This window comes from Sphingobacterium paucimobilis HER1398, assembly GCF_000416985.1.
Taxonomy (GTDB): domain Bacteria; phylum Bacteroidota; class Bacteroidia; order Sphingobacteriales; family Sphingobacteriaceae; genus Sphingobacterium; species Sphingobacterium paucimobilis.
Map to the genome: position 1 here is coordinate 15,209 of NZ_ATDL01000001.1, position 16,046 is coordinate 31,254.

General features: G+C 43.4%; 12 protein-coding genes. 6 read left to right on the top strand and 6 right to left on the bottom strand.

Going from position 1 to position 16,046, the window contains the following annotated elements:
- Positions 1 to 47 precede the first annotated feature (47 nt).
- From M472_RS23400 to M472_RS23420, 5 genes are all read right to left on the bottom strand, one after another.
- The gene (locus M472_RS23400; RefSeq protein WP_021068221.1) at positions 48 to 1,085 is read right to left on the bottom strand and encodes a DUF4465 domain-containing protein; all 1,038 of its coding nucleotides are present in this window, start codon (positions 1,083 to 1,085) and stop codon (positions 48 to 50) included.
- 4 nt (positions 1,086 to 1,089) lie between these two features.
- Positions 1,090 to 2,571: a RagB/SusD family nutrient uptake outer membrane protein gene (locus tag M472_RS23405; RefSeq protein WP_021068222.1), complete on the bottom strand. Its 1,482-nt coding sequence runs from the start codon at positions 2,569 to 2,571 to the stop codon at positions 1,090 to 1,092.
- Position 2,572: 1 nt separating this feature from the next.
- Positions 2,573 to 6,010 (bottom strand): SusC/RagA family TonB-linked outer membrane protein, encoded by a 3,438-nt coding sequence (locus tag M472_RS23410; protein ID WP_021068223.1) that lies wholly within the window; start codon positions 6,008 to 6,010, stop codon positions 2,573 to 2,575.
- 60 nt (positions 6,011 to 6,070) lie between these two features.
- Positions 6,071 to 7,177 carry a FecR family protein gene (locus M472_RS23415; protein ID WP_021068224.1) on the bottom strand — a complete coding sequence of 369 codons (1,107 nt, stop codon included), beginning with the start codon at positions 7,175 to 7,177 and terminating at the stop codon, positions 6,071 to 6,073.
- A 78-nt stretch (positions 7,178 to 7,255) separates the two neighbouring features.
- Complete coding sequence (locus tag M472_RS23420; RefSeq protein WP_021068225.1) at positions 7,256 to 7,828, bottom strand: RNA polymerase sigma factor; 573 nt, start codon at positions 7,826 to 7,828, stop codon at positions 7,256 to 7,258.
- Between the two features lie 316 nt (positions 7,829 to 8,144).
- Between M472_RS23420 and M472_RS44265 the strand changes: the two genes are divergently transcribed.
- From M472_RS44265 to M472_RS23450, 6 genes are all read left to right on the top strand, one after another.
- On the top strand, positions 8,145 to 9,314 hold the full coding sequence (locus M472_RS44265; RefSeq protein WP_021068226.1) for a TlpA family protein disulfide reductase: 1,170 nt from the start codon (positions 8,145 to 8,147) through the stop codon (positions 9,312 to 9,314).
- Positions 9,315 to 9,482: 168 nt separating this feature from the next.
- Positions 9,483 to 10,370, top strand: coding sequence for an Imm51 family immunity protein (locus tag M472_RS23430; RefSeq protein ID WP_021068227.1), 888 nt, complete (start codon positions 9,483 to 9,485; stop codon positions 10,368 to 10,370).
- Between the two features lie 150 nt (positions 10,371 to 10,520).
- Positions 10,521 to 10,910 carry a hypothetical protein gene (locus M472_RS23435; RefSeq protein ID WP_144062598.1) on the top strand — a complete coding sequence of 130 codons (390 nt, stop codon included), beginning with the start codon at positions 10,521 to 10,523 and terminating at the stop codon, positions 10,908 to 10,910.
- Positions 10,911 to 10,924: 14 nt separating this feature from the next.
- On the top strand, positions 10,925 to 11,650 hold the full coding sequence (locus M472_RS23440; protein ID WP_021068229.1) for a YoaK family protein: 726 nt from the start codon (positions 10,925 to 10,927) through the stop codon (positions 11,648 to 11,650).
- A 211-nt stretch (positions 11,651 to 11,861) separates the two neighbouring features.
- A complete protein-coding gene (locus tag M472_RS23445; protein ID WP_144062599.1) occupies positions 11,862 to 12,521 on the top strand; it encodes a hypothetical protein in 660 nt (219 codons plus the stop codon).
- Positions 12,522 to 12,738: 217 nt separating this feature from the next.
- Positions 12,739 to 14,757, top strand: a complete 2,019-nt coding sequence (locus M472_RS23450) for a BCCT family transporter (RefSeq protein ID WP_022829225.1) — start codon at positions 12,739 to 12,741, stop codon at positions 14,755 to 14,757.
- 24 nt (positions 14,758 to 14,781) lie between these two features.
- Here M472_RS23450 and M472_RS23455 read toward each other — a convergent pair whose 3' ends face one another.
- On the bottom strand, positions 14,782 to 15,897 hold the full coding sequence (locus M472_RS23455) for an FUSC family protein (protein ID WP_235049472.1): 1,116 nt from the start codon (positions 15,895 to 15,897) through the stop codon (positions 14,782 to 14,784).
- Positions 15,898 to 16,046 lie beyond the last annotated feature (149 nt).

Sequence of the window (16,046 nt, forward strand, 5' to 3'; positions counted from 1 at the left end):
TCATAAGAAAGTGCCTGATATGATCAGGCACTTTCAAAGAACATGTACTATTTTTTGATCCGGATACCGTCTAGGCAAAAGTACTGCGGTGTGAGCAATGTGCCCTGCGTATCGCGGTAATCACCATCCATCTTGAAACGAAGCTGATCCACTTTACCCAGGCTGCGTAACCCTACAGCTACCCAGTTATTCTGGGTATACTCATGCGTCGGATTATTGGGATCCACCCCTTTACGGACAGCCAGCAAGTGCGTAACTTCGCCTACTTTATTACCTCCAGAATACCCTTCAATAATCAATTTGACCTGCCCCAGGACTCGCTCGGCAGATGCTTTATCATAAGCCGCCTGTGCCTCCTCGGCAGTTTTGCCGGCCTGTAGTGCCGCTTGCTTGGCTTCATTGCCAGCCTTGTCCTTCTGAAGGGCCACATAACCGTCGAGACGGATCAGATCTGGGCCTTGTATCTGTGGCAAGTAAAACACACCGTACATTGTAGTAGATGTATTTGGATTCAGCGGATTACGCACCTTGGTCCCTGTCGGATTGTAAGCTTGGGTCACCTTATCAAGTGTTCCGGAATAGGTAGATCCATAAAATGTCTGCAAATAACCATAGGTGGTATTGGCGACTAGTACGTGTTCTACTTCGGCAGGTGTCTTGATATTGATTACAGCTTTATCATTAGCGGCATTACCTACAAGATAATTTTCCGTGCGATTGGGCACATTGGTAAATACCGAAAAGAGCGTGGAGTCTATTGCTGCTTGACGAGATTCTCCTGTCAAAGTAGGCGTACCGAAGGTATGGCTCAACGACCAAGGGTAAGAGCGGTAGTTTTTATTGGACAGTGCAAACCCTTCAAAATCACCTGAAGGCAGGCGCTTGCCGGAAAAACTGACAAAGCCAGCTTTGTCCGATCCTGACTGTGCTCCCTCTATAAATCTGAAAGAGAACCGATCCATCTCCAACTCATTGAATGTGATATCCTCTGGATAAGGAAGAAGGGAGTCTTTGGTTTCTTTGCTACAGCTTCCCAAAAGTAAAGACACCCCTAGGAGCAAATATGTTGTTTTTGTCGTAAACATAGCGTTAGTTCAATTCTGGATTTTGTTTAATCAATTTGTTAGCAAGGATCTCCTCTTTTGGTATGGGATAACATACTCTATTCTGCTGAAACTGTACATCATCTTTGATAGTCTCGATGTAGGGCTTTCCATCTTTCTGAAACCGCAGGGTGGCAAAAAACTCAGAACCATTCTCTAGAAAAGTCTCCATGACGATCTCTTTAAAGATAAGGTCCATAAGCTCATCTTTTGATGTCGCCTGAAGCGCAGGAAGAACCGGAGATACGCGCTTGGCACGCATCTGATTAATCGGTGCCAATGCCTCTGTGATCGAAGCTCCTGTACGGGCCAGCAATTCGGATTTCATCAGATACAACTCTGGATAACGAAAGTGATAAACGGTATATTTCTCGTCCACAGGAGTGGCCTGAAGTCCTGCAACTGCGCCAAGGCGACATACTTTTTTGAAGGTGTGATACTTCGTTTCATCCCAAGTCTCGCCCGAGCGTACGGGGCCAGTGACGATAGGCCAGCGCGGATCGGCCTTGTACCAATCTGCACCATACTGCAAGCCTGCTGTAAGCTCTACACCAGGAGCCAATGGCAATCGTGTACCGTTGCTTACTACGCCTTTTGTGTAGACGTAGCCCGCATAAAACGTCCTATTACCATTGTTCTCTAAATACATGGAGAATAATGACTCATTGGTATCCCAAGCCTTAATATAAACATCTTCCAACTTGGCTTCCATCGCAAACGCAGAGGGGCTCTGTGTGAGTATCGAATTGACTAAATCGAGGGATTCGGTAAGCATTGTATTATCACCCAATGCCGCTCCCCGGTACAGCAAGAGTTTTGCTTTGATAGCTTGTGCAAACTGCTTGGATACATAACGGGAACTTTTGAAAACCGCTCCGTGTGAAATACCAAAATCCAGATCTTGGATAATACGCTGATAGCTTTCGCCAACGCTAACTCTAGGCTGCTGTACATTGCTTAAATCTGATTGCTGATCTCTATACACCAATCCATATGCAGAGGCATCCTCAGCCCACCAGTGACCAAAGTTCAACAGAATATTTAGATTTATCCATCCCCGAAGAGTCCTAGCCTCGGCAATCAGATTGTCCTTCGCTTCGGCTGAAGGAAATTTGGCCACATCGAGTTTCTCGATACCGCTGATGGCAAAATTGGCCGCATTCAAGGCATTATAAAAGTTAGGCCAAATCCTTTCATTTTTAAAATCCTGCTCCCTGTAGGACATTTCATAATCCTGATCACCATACTTGTAAAGACCTGATTTTGAAGCCAGCCTTACGTAAAGGTCGCCAGACCACTCGCCAGTTTGCGTCCTGGAATAAATCCCTCCGATTGCGGCTTTGGCTTTTTCATAATCTGTGATAGAATTCTTGTCTGTTAACGCATATTTTGGCTCATCTTCCAAAAAACCTTCGCAAGATTGTAATAAGCCTGCCGCGAAGAGAAGCCCGATATATAAGTATCTCATATTATTTAAATGTAAATTTTGCACCGAAATTGAATGTTTTTGAAGACGGATAGGTCGAATTGTCAATCCCCATTCCTGTTCCTACCTTAGAACTCGACCAGTTGCCCTGTGGATCAAAGCCTGGATAACGTGTCAATGTAAACAGGTTGGACACCTGGAAGGTAAGATCTACACCTTGCAACAAGTTCTCTCCGAAAAGCTTGCCGGGTAGTCGATAAGCCAGGTTTAATGCATTAAGCCGAATGTAAGAAGCATCGTACAGCCAAAAATCGGAGAATACACTATTCTCTCCATCACCGTAAGGCAATGCGCGAGGTAAAGTAGCCTCATAAGGGTTTAAGAAAGTCGCACTCTGTCCGCCGATCTGATAACTTTGGTTATAGTTGCCCGTATTGCCCGAGTTATTCCGTGGTAAATCCCACAACCGCTTGTTACCGTAAGCATAGGTAAATTGCGCATTAAGCCGTAATCCTTTATAAATAAAGGTCGCCCCAAAGCCTCCGAAAAGTTTTGGATCGGCGTTCCCGATGATAGTACGGTCTTCTTTGGTGATCTCTCCATCGCCATTAAGGTCCTGCATATAAAGGTCGCCCATAGACTCTCGATTATTTCGATAATAGCTTTTGGCTCCGGTCTCTGACTGCCCCTGAAGCGCAATGATTTCTTCCTGAGTTACAAAAAGACGACCATAAGTTTTGTAACCATACCATTGCCCCACGCGCTCTCCTTCTTGAATATACATCATATCAGAGAAAGTCACGTCTTTGACTGACTCATTGATTTTGTTGAGGTAGGTTTTATTGGTCGATATATTAAAATCCACACTCACTTTCATATCCTGCTTTTTGTATACATCGGCCGTAATATCGAACTCGACCCCCCTATTGGTCATTGTCCCCACATTGGCAGCAATGTCTTTGAATGCCGAACTGGTAGGAATAGGTTGTTGATTAATCAGGTGATCTGTCACTTTCTGATAATATCCAATCGATCCACGGATCCGCTCGCCCCAGATACCATAATCCAAACCTATATCGGTCATCTTGGCCTGCTCCCACTGCAAGTTAATATTACCTAAACTACTTGGTACAATAGCAGGACTGTCATTATAAGTAGTAGAGGCCACGCGTGTCTGCCAATCATAGTTCTTTAGATTCTGTGAACCTGCCAGTCCAATCGAAGCTCTCAGCTTAAGGTAAGAAAGCTGCTCAGAGAAGTTTTCCTTGATAAACTTTTCCTCATGGACAAGCCATGCAAATGCTCCGGAAGGGAATATTCCCCAGCGCTTGCCTGGTCCAAAACGGGAAGAACCGTCGCGGCGTATCGTACCGGATATAATGTATTTTTCATTGTATTTGTAATGCGCTCTGGCAAATTGAGATACCAAAGCGTTCCATTCGTAGTTTTCTTTCAACATACCACGTGTGGCTGCTGAGCCAAAATTGATCAGAATATCATCGTCCGGAAACTTACTCGCATTCATCCCGTATTCATTGCCTTTGAAGCTCTCCATCGAAAAGCCCCCCATAGCCAATACATCATGCTTGCCAAAAGTACGCGCAAAAGTCGCTGTATTTTCCCAAACCGAAGTAACGTTACGTTGATTGGTCCATTTGCGCTCTGCATCGTTCTTATACGCCGTACCTCTTCTATTAAATTCTAAATTCTGAGAATTGACATAGCCTGAAGTATAGGCTGTCCTAAGTATCATGCCTCGAAACGCTTCCCATTCTAGAAAACCCGTTCCGGTGAAGTTCTCCATACGCCCCTCTTTCGTATTCGCCAAGGTAGTCAATGGATTCTCGGTGTAATAATCATGGGTATAGATCGTACCGTCCTCATTGTACATGGGCATATCGGGCCTAATCCTGTAAATCTTCTCCAGCATGGCGTCTTTATCGTCCGTTTTACGGGTGGAGCCGTTGATATTCATTCCAAATTTCAAACCTTTGCTCAATTTGGCTTCCATATTGAATCGGCCACCAAATTGCTTGCTCTGCCCGCCTTTAACTACTCCCTGATAATCACCGTGATTCAACGATAGGTAATATACCAAGTTGTTGGTACCCCCGCGTAATCCCAAATCATAATCCTTATTCCACGGACTTTGGGTCATTTCCTTAACCCAGTTGGTACTTCCCTTATGAAAAGCTGTCGCTAGTGGGCTGTAGTTGCTCTTGTCAAACTCGCTGGTATTCAAACGGAAGAACGCCTGCTCATCCAAATACTGACGGGTAAAGTAATCGAAGGTCCCTCTATTATAGGCTTCTTCGACAGCTGCAGCAAAAGCAAATTTCTTATAATCCTCGGCATTCATATATTTGAATCCGTTAAAATCCTGCTTGGCCAAGCCAAAACGGCTAGAAAACTCGATCGTGGGGCTCATGTTGGCCACGCCTTTGCGCGTAGTAACAATAACGACTCCATTGGCCGCACGCGAGCCGTACAATGCCGTCGCAGAAGCGTCTTTTAAGATATCGATGCTCTCTACGTCATTCAAATTAAGATTGTAGAGCGTATTGCTGACATCTCCAGAAGTATTGTTGGAATAGTCTGGAACACCATCAATAATCCATAGGGGCTGATTGCTACCCGACAGCGATGATGCGCCACGGATCACGACACTGATCGGTGAGGTGGGCGAAGCCGATTGCATCACCACATTGACTCCCGCAGCCCGCCCTTGTAAAGCTGACTGCACGGTCGCTCCCATAGGCGCATTCTCTAAATCTTTGGCCGTGACACGAGCTATGGACCCCGTGACATCGCGCACCTTAGACTGTCCGTATGCGGTCACTACGACCTGATCGAGCTCTCCATTGGCCATACCAAGCTGAATGGTCTCGGCAGAAACATTGCTCCCTTTAATGGTAACAGCCGATGTCTGTGTACCATACCCCACCATACTGACGGTATAGGATACAGTGCCATTTTCCAAATTCGGAATGGTAAAACGTCCATTGGCATCGGTTTGCACCTGCCCTTTGTTACTGCCATGTCTGAAGGATATCGTAGCTCCAGCAATCGGTTGCTTACTATCCTTATCCTCCACCCGGCCTGAAAAGGAAAACTGTTGCTGTTTGTTTTCTTTACTATGGTCTAGTGGCGCATCTTCCGCAACAGGCTTCAACTTAACAACGACCATATTTTTATCAATGGTATAGGTTAAGGCCTGTCCCTCAAAACTGCTTTTCAAGATATCATCAATGCTTCCATTTTTGACAGAAACATTGATTTTATTAGCTACACGGAGTACATCGTTGCCATAGATGAAATCATACTTGGTCTGCGTACGTATTTCCTTAAAAAGATCGGTCAGTGATCCATTTTTAATCTGGATGGTTAATCGTTGCGCCTCAGCCACAGAGTGGGACAAAAGAAGCGCAGGTAATCCCAAGCAAAAGAGAACTTTTGCTATGCGATATTTGGTCTTTATCATAAAGGTTAGTTATTATTTATATATTCTTTAAAAAAAATTCACGTTTATCAGGTACAAGTTCTACTCTACATAAAGCCTCCTTTCTTTGAGTTTATAGGTCATCTTTTCTGTGTTCGACAGGAAGTCCAATACCTCCTTCAAACTGCGTTTACGCGAAATAATCCCCGTAAAACGAACCTTAGACCGGGCTGGACTGATCGCTACATCCACATCATACCAATGGGCAATCTTGTCCATAACCTCTCCAATAGAAGAATCTTCAAAATAGAAGTCATTATTTTTCCAATCGAGTTCTTTATCCAGGTTTACTTTTTTCTTGTACAGTCCTTTTGCAGTAAAAAGTGCCTGCTCCCCTGGTACCAATGTCAAGGTAGTGCTGGGATCACTGGACGAAAAGACGCGTACACTGCCTTCCTGCAAGGTCGTCTTGGTGACCTCGATTTTCTGTGTATTAATACTGAACCGTGTGCCTAAAACCTCTACAGATTGCTGAGCTGCACGCACGATAAAAGGCTTTTTCTCATCCCGCTGTACCGCGAGAAAAGCTTCCCCTTCTAGGTATATCTCCCGATAATCGTTCCCCTCGAATGTATTCGGAAAACGAATCGTACTACCTGCATTGAGATCGACTACTGTACCGTCTTCCAATTGCAAACGCACTACGCCTCCATAGGGAGTTTTGACCGTATGATAAAGTATTGCCTGCCGCTTTTCATCAACAATCCCCCCCTGTGCAATCGTCAGCCCATATTCTTCATCCTGCAATACATGTATACCATAATCTCCTAAGACTGTATCCTGCAGTGTAGCTCCTACCGATAATTGTTCGCCATTGGACAGCGTCAGCACTGCTTTCCCCTCTGCTGGGCCTACTGCAGCCAAAGATGCTTCGCCATCACCTTCCCCCGAGAAATAGTATACCCCTATGGAAAGAAAACACAAGAGTAAGGCGGCGGCGGCATAGGGGACATAAGAAACTCGGGGGCCTTGAATTTCTCTATCGACACGTTGTTCAAACCGTGCCAGAGAATCATGGATTTCATCCTCTGTCAATTCACGAGACTCCGGATGCCGAAAGCGATCTAGCCAACGCATCACTATGGATAGCTCGACAAGAGAAAGCGTACCCTTTATAAATTTTTTAAATATGTGATTTTGTCCTTTCATAATATCAGTACAATAAGGCTTTCTTGGTCCCTGTTGTCTATATTATGTCGTCCAGATAGGATGGAACAAGTATGCTGCTTAAGAAATAATCACTAAAAAGCTGTTAATCAACAGCTTTTTTTTGAGAATCGAGATCGCTTTTGTGATATGGGTAGAGACGGTATGTATAGAAATGCCTAGTTGGGAAGCGATCTCCTCGTGCGTTAAGCCTTCTTCGCGACTCAGCAAAAAAGTCTCCCGCATACGTGGAGGCAGTTTGCTTAACTCTTCGTCGATATATTCTTTAAACAGAGATTCTCGGGCTGCATAATCCGTATTGGAAATGATACCTGTCAATTCATCTCCCACAGCGGAAAGGTAGAGGTCTTTATTCTTATTCTTAGCAATGATATCCAACACTTTATATTTAACTGCCTTGGCAAGGTAGCTGGCTAGTCGTTCTTTTAGAACAATACGTGTCCTACGCTTCCAGACCTGCAATAATATGTCTTGGACAATATCTTCGGCTGCAGCAAAATCCGCTATCTTTTGATAGGCTAGACGAAGTAATACAGCGTAAAATCGCTTATATAATTCTTCGTAAGCAACTCTGCTATCTTGATCACGTACGAGCTGCAGAAGCTCTTCGTCTGTTTCTTTTTTCGCCCTCACGTTCGTTTTTTTTGCCCTTTCATCAGGTTACTTCACAGCTGAAGACTGATGAAATGTCATTAGTGCTGCACGAAGATAAGATGAATTTAAATCATACGAAAATCTGCTAAAAAAAATATGCTTCAAGTTGAATAAATTTCACACCGACATTTCTGCTTTTAAGAATGGACTTCCATTTCATCTAAAGCAGGCAGTTCGCCTAGTGCGCACCGTTCGATAAACCCCACTTCTTTAAAACATAAAGTATGTTAAAAGTATAAAAGGAATTAAAATAAATAATATTTTGGATTATAATACTTTATCAAAGAAAAAGGAGATGACAAAAAAATGTTTCAACCTTGCCTTAACTGTGCTACTGCTATTAATAGCAGGATCAACCGGATTTGCCCAGCGAAAAACAAATCTTTCGCTTTCCTTCAATGGACAGTATGCTCAAAATGATTTTGAAATCATCATCAACGACGGCATAAACGGGTTTGACGTGGATAGTATCGTGAACAACAGAGTTCTTATAAACCGAGAAATCTTTGCTCCTTATGCACATATTTCAATCATCTACAAAGGCAGTCAATCTTATGACTACTTGATCGGTACGGCACCTGCACAGATAAACATGAATATAAAAAGAGATATTGACGGAATGGAGAGGTTAGATTGCAGTGCTTTAAATGCCGACAGAATAATGGATCCTACTACGAGTCCAATGTATGCAGGCCTTTTACAGGTAAGAAAAGAACATGGAGAACCCATATCATCCTTTTGGCAAGAACATGGGAATACTTTTATGAAATCGGATTCATTGAAGCGGCAATATGCAGATATCATCAAAAATTTTAATAGTGTTACGATCAATTATCTGAAAGACTATCCCGACGACTATTTCTCCTTTTGGTTTTTTAAGACTCAGGTGCTGGACGTTAGCAATATTATAGCAAAAGTAGCACCGGACTATGTGGAATATCTGATTTCATTTATGTTGGAAACCTTTCCAGAGCAATACACAACATCCGAGGACGTTTCATATAGTATAGAATCGCTACGAGCGTCAAAAGAAGTGCCAATACAAGTTGGAGAGCTTGCTCCCGGCTTTGAGGTGGTAGACTATAACGGAAATGTCATCAACCTAAAGAACCTACGCGGAAAATTAGTGCTTCTGGATTTTTGGGCTTCTTGGTGTGGTCCCTGTATCGCTCAGATACCAGACATCAAAAAATTAGCAGCGCAATTCCACATAGATGATCTAGAAGTGATAGGAATCAGCCTGGATAGAGATCAGAACGATTTCAGAAATGCGACTAGACAACACGGAATGACATGGAGACATATACTTGACCATCGAAAAAAATTAAGCTACCTATACCGCATATCGGCGGTACCGACACTATTACTGATCGATAGAGAGGGAAAAATAATATTCAAAAATGACAAAGGTTATGGTATAAATGAATTACAGAAAATGATCAAGGCAAACCTATCTAAAGATTAAATAAGGTACTTGCAAGAAAACAGCAGGAATAACAACCAATTATCCGACCAGTCTATGATTTTATTTTCTTTATCTTAGGCAGCATTAAGACGACAACAAGTAAACAGCAGACTAGTGTGTCTTGACAAGTTAATTATCAACGCTTTAAAATGGGACAAACAATGCCTAATGATTTCTTCCTGCAAACTGGTGAAACACCAAGACAGCCTCTCCATTATCTGTTCGGATTTCCATTTTTTTGATGATTACTTTGGCGACAAAGAGGTGGGCGGATATGGAATTGAAAAATTGGCGAAGAAACTAGCGAAGGAAAACGGACTATCAAAAGAAATCGTTTTTGATAGCGAGGCGGGCATGTTCTGTGCGCATGCAACAGACAAAAACGTGCTACACCAACTCTGCCTAGCACTTCAAAAGATAACAGGCGGTGCAGACATACATACTCCAAAAGGTAATACGGAACTATCAGTACCGAAGGAGGAGGCCGAGAAATTGCTGCTACAGGGATTCGTTATAGCTTTAGATAAAGATAAACAGGTTGAGTTTTTAAAGAACGTTCCTTTTCCACATGTATCCCTAAAACAGAAAGAACAGCTCCATGCTATAGAAAATGGAACAGCTAAAGAAAAAATAACAGCGGCCAAGAAGATAAATTCAGAAGCAAGAACGAAGACCAGAATGTGGGACAACTATCTGTCGCATCCGCAGACCGTAACTGTTCTCCTTAAAGCTATAGACCATGAAACAGACAGCAAAGTCATACAGGAACTGCTATGGGCCCTTGTATTTATCTGTGGCAGACATCTACCGGACCTAAGGACGAAGTCTTATTTTGAACAGGCTCTGGAGCACAAATCGGCGACCATTAGATGGCTCGGGCTGATGGGATTAAACTACCTATGGGAATGCCCTTTAGAATCTGTCCTGAAGATGAAGGAGGATAAATCCGAAAAGGTGAGAAAAGAAGCAGAATCTGTATTAAAACATGCAATAGTTAACGAAAAGCAATTTCCGCCCTGGATGTTTGACAAAGAAAACTATGAGGTAACACGATGAGAACCCATTGAAACATATGTGGATAAACAGGGGCAATTTCTAAGCCTATCCCTTCTTTCGTATGTTAAAAAGTATGTATCTTAGGTTGACTAGCAGCCGGAGTCGGCTACAGTGGACGCTATGCCAATAGCAAACGTAAATAAAACAGACATGAAAAGATTATTATTACTACTTATAATTACGACAATAGGTTTCACGGCTTTGGCGCAAGAGCACAAAGCAGCAAGCCCGGCAACACCGACTACATATGCCTATGTAGCAGTAAGCAATAAAGCCCTATCTAAAAAGCTAAAAGTCAAGGTGGACCTTGGCGATACGCTCGAGCAGCAGAAAGAGGGAAACCGTCTCTCTGACGAGCTAAACAACAAAGAATCGCACGCGGCGATACTCAACTACATGGCAGCAAGGAACTTCGAGCTGGTAGAAACCATCGCAAAACAACACCCACACTCTACCGATGCAGGCGCACTGGACGGTATCGTATTCATCATGCGGAAAAACCAAGAGTCTGCCACACCTTCCAAAGAGATAATGAAATAGTAGGAGTCAAAAAAATGTTTCGTCACAAGGGAAAAAGAAGGAACTACACACACAATCTACGACTGGCCTCTATGCTTTCATTCGTTGCTGGTCTGGTGAATGTAACTGGGGTGATGCAATTGCAGGTGCTAACGACCAACGTGACAGGACACTTTGCCTATTTTGCGGAAAACATCGTACTTAACAAATATGCACCCGCCATCGTGCTGGTGTTTTTTGTTACAAGTTTTTTGTGTGGCGCCTTCTGTTCCAGCATTTTGATCGAGCTGTTTTCAAGAAAACCCGTTGTAAGTCGGTATGTATTTCCGATTTCTGTCGAGATAATATGTTTATGTCTTGTGGCATTGTTGGGCCATACCATGTCGAGCAGCTACCTGCTGGCATCGGTTCTTTTATTTGCTATGGGGATTCAAAATGCTTTGGTCAGCAGAATATCCAACTCTGTCGTACGTACTACACATCTGACAGGCTTGTTCACAGATCTAGGGATCGAACTTTCGCTCTTGTTTTTTCACAAGCGCAACAATCAAAACATAAGGAAACTTAAACAAAATATCTATTTGAAGTTTATCATCATCCTCTTCTTTTTCTTCGGGTCAATAGTAGGTGGGTTCCTTACTTTAGCATTCCATTTTAAGACGCTCTTCGTTGCTGTGATATGCCTAGTGATAGCAATGTCCTATGATTATTTTAAACTAAGCTATGTTCAAATCAAAAGGCGCCTGTCCCAACATAGGTGACCATTTGTTTCTTTGGCAGCCTGTATAGATCTCCAAGAATTCACAGTGATATAATAAACTCAGAAGAGAATTTCAAAGCTATCTGCCCGGAAACCGATATACAACATCAACTTGTATTATTTATACAAAAATTATTGAAACCATTAAAAATAACCTTATATTCGCATTGTCTTAGCTACTGTATACAAGGCTACTAAGACAAAAACCGTATATGAAAAACTTAACCAAAAGATTAAAATCTTTGCTAAACAACATGGCTAATGCCAAGACAATAGCGCATAAAAAGCACAGTTCTGACTCAGGTGCGCCAGAGGAGGTGTTCTTGTTAAATGAGGTTGACAGAATCCCTGGAAAATATTATCCCGAAGTGGACGACTATAAAGATAAGTATAGATATCGTCACATGGATCCGACAGACAAGAAGACACCCAAGCGTAGACCACTGCGCTCCTTTCCTAAAAAAGAGGTGTATAAATGTTTTGGCTGGCAGCTCCACCCCTATGATATTGAAAAACTCGCCTCCTATATCATCGCCAACCCTCGTCTGTCATTAGTCGTTGGGCAAAGCGCACTAGAAGGGGCTGCGGAGGCCGACATCCTGGTATTGACCAGTGGATCGGGCAAATATCATATGGATAGTTTTCTCGCAGACCTCGACACATCCAACAAACTGATCATCATCGCTTCTGTACGTGACATCGAAAGTGTACAACAGGATATCAAGCACCGTATCGATGCTCATTTCAACAAACTTCTTCCGTTTTCACAATCTGATTTCGACAAGCTCATCGATCGCGTTATCGAAGAAGCCTTTGTAAAACAATCAGCACCGCAGCCAGAAGATGAAGTGGTCGGCATGCTAAAGAAGTAAGACCGTAAATCCCGATCATTTTATTACCTTTGTCCCCTGTGCGCCATTTCTATAATTTCTATTTTCATAGCACGGCAGCCTCATCATACTAATAAAGCGCATATCGGCAGTCTGTCCTTGAAAGTCTGGAGCAGGAAATTATTTCACCCCTATTTCGCAGGAAACGAGCCTCCTCTGAAACAAAAACAGCCCATTATCTGTTTCTGTTTCAATATACATGATGATAAAATTCACAAAAATAAGAACTACGCTCAGTAAAGGCGTCACGCTCCCCAGCTTGATTTTCATTTTAGGCATATGTTTATTGTCCGCAGCCTTTCCCGTACTGACCGAAAACCTACTGAACACTGTCAAATCTTTCATCTTTATCAATCTCAACTGGGTATACGTATGGTCTGTGACGATATTCGTCCTTTTCCTGATCTATCTCATGTTCAGTAAATATGGAGACATCAAGCTGGGTGATAATGACAGCAAGCCCCAGTATTCATTCTTCTCTTGGGTCTCCATGCTCTTTGCTGCAGGGATGGGTATCGGACTGATGTATTTTAGTGTGGCTGAACCCATGCAACATTATTCAGACCCGGTATTTGATGGTAATACACTGATCAACCGCGCCAAGAATGCACAGCTATACACTTTTTTTCACTGGGGCATACACGCTTGGGCCATATACGGCATGGTGGGACTCTCCCTAGCCTATTTTGCCCACCGCTATCGCTTGCCGCTCTCTCTGCGAAGCGGCTTCTACCCGCTGCTGAAAGATAAGATCAGCGGTCGATGGGGCAATGCGATCGATGTATTCGCCCTATGCAGTACCTTTTTTGGAATCACCACGACACTCGGATTTGGTGTGGTGCAGATTGCATCTGGTCTAGAGACTCTGCATATCATTCCAGAGAGCAGCTTTACCTATCAGGTCATCATTGTCGTTGTTCTCGTTTCGCTTTCCATATTCTCTGCCGTATCGGGCGTCGACAAAGGTGTGCGTATACTGAGTAATATCAATGTCGCCGGTGTGATTCTCCTTTTGCTTGCCGTACTTGCATTGGGTCCCACAGTCTATCTGATTGGCAGTTTTACCGAAGGGTTGGGCAATTATTTCAATAACTTTTTCAACCTCACGTTTGGAACGCATGTCTATGAGGAAGAGACTCTACCGTGGTTTTATAACTGGACTATTCTTTACTGGGCATGGTGGATATCCTGGTCTCCGTATGTGGGGCTATTTATCGCCAAGATATCCAAAGGACGAACTATCCGTGAATTTATTGCTGCTGTACTGATCTTGCCTACACTGTTCAACTTTATATGGATGTCTGTATTTGGTAACAGCGCCATGTGGATTGATTTTAACATAGCTGACGGAGCACTCAGCAAACTCGCGACGGATCCTGACGCCCTAATGTTCCGTTTTTTCGAATACTTGCCTCTATCTACAGTGTTTAACTTTGTCGTTATTCTGATCATTGTCATCTTTTTTGTGACCTCTGCCGATTCTGGGATTTTCGTAATGAATGGTATCGCTACCAAGAATGCCAAAATATCTCCTAAGTGGCAAATTGTATGCTGGGGTGTACTCTTGGCCACGCTAGCATTGCTGCTCTTGAACGCAGGTGGTCTACAAGCGCTGCAAAGCATGACACTGATCACTGCACTTCCTTTTTCCATCATTGTGCTACTATTTATCGTGAGCCTGGTCAAGGCACTTGCTATCGACAGGAGCTACTACGAGAAGGACTTTTCCGCATCGACGGTACCCTGGTCGGGTGAGTCCTGGAAAGCGCGACTGAAGCAAATTGTCTCCTTTAAAGACAGTAAGACTGTCGATACCTTTATACAGACTACCGCTAAGACAGCTTTCGATGAGCTGCAAGCGGAGTTTCAGGCTAATGGCATAGAGGCACGTATCAATACCTACGATGATCCGATGCGGATCGAGATCGAGATACATCATGATGTGGTCAATAATTTTATTTATGGGATCAAGAACAGCGCCCGAGAGGTGTCCGACTATCTTTTGACAGAAGACAACTTGCCAGATATCCGAGAGGAAGAAAATCACTACCCCAAATCCTACTTTGGAGATGCCAGAGAAGGATACGATGTGCAGCTGTTTACCAAAAATGAATTGATTTCTGATGTCATCAAACACTACGAAAGATTTATCGAGATCATTGCAGAACAGCGCAACGATATGTTTATCAGTATCAATGCTAATCGAAGGATGAAATAGCAAAATACCAGGGGAGGGAGAGAACTATCTCTTCCTCCAACGGTGACGTGATACCCGTACTATAGCTAGGCGGTGCAGCTGCCGATTGTGGAGCATCCAGCCGCCTAAGGCTCCGATCAGGCTACCGATAACGATATCCAATAGCCTAGCCGTGATAAGCAGGTCTGTATCTAGGCTAAACCCAGATCCAATCTCTGCCAGAAAAAAGGTTAATGGTGTGATAAATATAACGGCAAGCGCATAGTGGCGGACAACCAGCATTTCGATTACAAACTGCAGTATCAATATAGCAATACAGACATGCAGGGCTGTGGGCTCCGCAGCCAGCAAAATCCAAGTCAGGCCTACCCCCACAAAAGTACCCAATATCCTGTGTAAACTACGTCGACCGACATGAGCCACATTGAGACCTTGCATAACGGCCAAGCAGGATATAGGCACCCAGTAAGGATTGTCCAAATGCAGCGTATGCCCAACCAATAGAGAGAGGCTGATAAAAGTACCAATGATAGCGGATTCGATTCGCATGAAGCGATCCGCCGAACGTACAAATACTGGGGCGGCCTTATGCGGTATACGCCGCAGGATATACAAACTATAGAAAAAAGCGAGAATACAGGCGAATATAGTCCCCAGGGCAATCAATCCTACCCTAGTAGGCAACGCCACAACATCAAAGGGCATACAGCTTGCCATCGATGCGATCATGATGAAAAAGAAATTACGCGGAGGCTGCAGAGCGAAATAGCGGACAAGCCAATTAATGCTAAAGGCAAATAATCCAAGTGCTACGGCCGAAAGAAAAGGGTCAAAACTAAAAGCGGCACCTACAGCAAAACTGATAACAAAACCGAAGGCACATAGAAGCAGGGTAAGCATACGGTGCTCCATATTGGTAGAAGGCATATATAGAATAACTAACCCGCCAATACAGGCCAGGACCCCGTAATCCAATCTCCCCCCGAAGTAACCGAGCAATAGCGGAATGCCGGTACAGAGCGAAGCCAATAAGGGGATATGCCAAAGACGCTCTGTCTTTTTCAATTGAAAGAACAAATAGAACTCTTCTTTTACTATCGTTTTGATCCGATCCAATATGTCTATAAATAATAGTACAAATTTACGAAGCGCTAGCCTCAAAAGCAATTAAGGCCAGATTGACTATAGAGCCGTATTGCTTTAACGTCACTTGCTTACTATTACAGGGTGTAGAGATAACGTGGAAAAGACAGCGAATAAAAAGCCGCTAGCAAGAATAGCTTTTCTATAAAGAATTAATCTGCAGAAAA

Coding starts and splice junctions, on each gene's coding strand:
- M472_RS23435 (WP_144062598.1), top strand. CDS start 10,521: ATGAAAAGATTATTATTACTACTTATAATTACGACAATAGGTTTCACG.
- M472_RS44265 (WP_021068226.1), top strand. CDS start 8,145: ATGACAAAAAAATGTTTCAACCTTGCCTTAACTGTGCTACTGCTATTA.
- M472_RS23415 (WP_021068224.1), bottom strand. CDS start 7,177: ATGAAAGGACAAAATCACATATTTAAAAAATTTATAAAGGGTACGCTT.
- M472_RS23430 (WP_021068227.1), top strand. CDS start 9,483: ATGATTTCTTCCTGCAAACTGGTGAAACACCAAGACAGCCTCTCCATT.
- M472_RS23405 (WP_021068222.1), bottom strand. CDS start 2,571: ATGAGATACTTATATATCGGGCTTCTCTTCGCGGCAGGCTTATTACAA.
- M472_RS23410 (WP_021068223.1), bottom strand. CDS start 6,010: ATGATAAAGACCAAATATCGCATAGCAAAAGTTCTCTTTTGCTTGGGA.
- M472_RS23400 (WP_021068221.1), bottom strand. CDS start 1,085: ATGTTTACGACAAAAACAACATATTTGCTCCTAGGGGTGTCTTTACTT.
- M472_RS23440 (WP_021068229.1), top strand. CDS start 10,925: ATGTTTCGTCACAAGGGAAAAAGAAGGAACTACACACACAATCTACGA.
- M472_RS23450 (WP_022829225.1), top strand. CDS start 12,739: ATGATGATAAAATTCACAAAAATAAGAACTACGCTCAGTAAAGGCGTC.
- M472_RS23445 (WP_144062599.1), top strand. CDS start 11,862: ATGAAAAACTTAACCAAAAGATTAAAATCTTTGCTAAACAACATGGCT.